Raw genomic sequence first — 1,349 nt, 5'->3', positions numbered from 1 at the left:
CTGATGAGAATGGGGTGATGCCATCCCAACGTCGCTGGCGACAACGGCTGCTCGGAAGCGTTCAGGGGCAGCTTCAGCTCGCCACATATCTCGTGGTGTTTGCCGGTTTTACTGGCGCCTCAACGGCCGGTTTGTGGGTGGGTCAACGGACCCTGATCCACAACGAAACACAAACACTTCGCAGCAGTGCCGGCGCGATTCAGACATCGCTTCGGTCCAATCAGAGCGCTAGGGCCAATGCCGATGCTGCCCATGCCCTTGAACATCTTCAGCTCGAGCTCCTGGTCCACTCCAGCCATCGCACTCGGCTTTGGATCGAACAGCCCGATGGACGCCTGATCCTTCCTCAAAGAGAGCATCTAAAGAGTTCGGACACGGCGCTTCGCGCCGCCATGCGAAGCAATCCCGGAGGCGTGGTGGGTCGCCAAGAGCAGATCAGCCTCGACAACACGCGCTACCTCAGCGAGTTGGTGGAAGAGCTTCCCGGTGGAGGGCGGCTCTGGATCTTGCAGGACGTGGGAGCCAATCAACAGGCCCTCGGCAACTACTTGCAGTTGATGATTCTCACTTGGGGTAGCTGCTTGGCGATCACCTTGTTGGCCGTGAGCTGGCTGGTGCGACGCATCGTGAAACCACTGGAACAGCTCAATGCCACCACGTCTCAAGTCACGGCTGACAACCTCAACACAGCGCGGCTTCAACTCACCATGGCTGGAACATCTATCACAAAAAACACATGGTTACTACAATCAAATCGACAAAGAATCGATTGAGAACAATCAAGACGATTTCGGTTAAATTAATCAATCAAAAGGATAAAAAGACTATCAATCATTCAACTTGAGCACCGCCATGAAGGCTTCCTGGGGCACATCCACCTTACCCATCGCCTTCATCCGCTTCTTACCCTTCGCCTGTTTCTTCAGCAATTTCTTCTTCCGTGAGATATCACCGCCATAACACTTGGCTAACACATCTTTGCGGATCGCACTGATGCTGGTGGAGGCAATAATGCGGCTACCAATCGAGGCCTGAAGCGGAATCTTGAACTGTTGGCGCGGAATCAGTTCTTTCAACTTATCCACTAAGGCCTTACCCACGTTGTAGGCCTTGTCTTGATGAACAATCGTGGTGAGTGGATCAGCGCGATCGCCATTGATCAACACATCAAGGCGCACCAATTGGTTTTTGCGATAACCGATCAGGTGATATTCCATCGAGGCATAACCCTGGGTGCGGGTTTTCATCTGATCAAAGAAATCCGTCACCACCTCAGCCAGCGGCAACTCATAGATCAACGTCACCCGATCTTTGGTGATGTATTTCATATCGAGGTATTCACCGCGCCG

General features: G+C 53.1%; 2 pseudogenes. One reads left to right on the top strand and one right to left on the bottom strand.

Annotated elements, in window-relative coordinates:
- Positions 1-773 (top strand): annotated as a pseudogene (locus tag WH5701_RS17335) (HAMP domain-containing protein); the annotation flags it as partial.
- A 54-nt stretch (positions 774-827) separates the two neighbouring features.
- Here the strand turns inward: WH5701_RS17335 and WH5701_RS00555 are convergent.
- Positions 828-1,349: pseudogene (locus WH5701_RS00555) on the bottom strand (elongation factor 4); the annotation flags it as partial.

Origin of the sequence: Synechococcus sp. WH 5701, assembly GCF_000153045.1 — a bacterium.
Taxonomy (GTDB): domain Bacteria; phylum Cyanobacteriota; class Cyanobacteriia; order PCC-6307; family Cyanobiaceae; genus Regnicoccus_A; species Regnicoccus_A antarcticus.
Note: the sequence above shows the minus strand (reverse complement) of the source record. Positions and strands in the feature narration are given on the sequence as shown.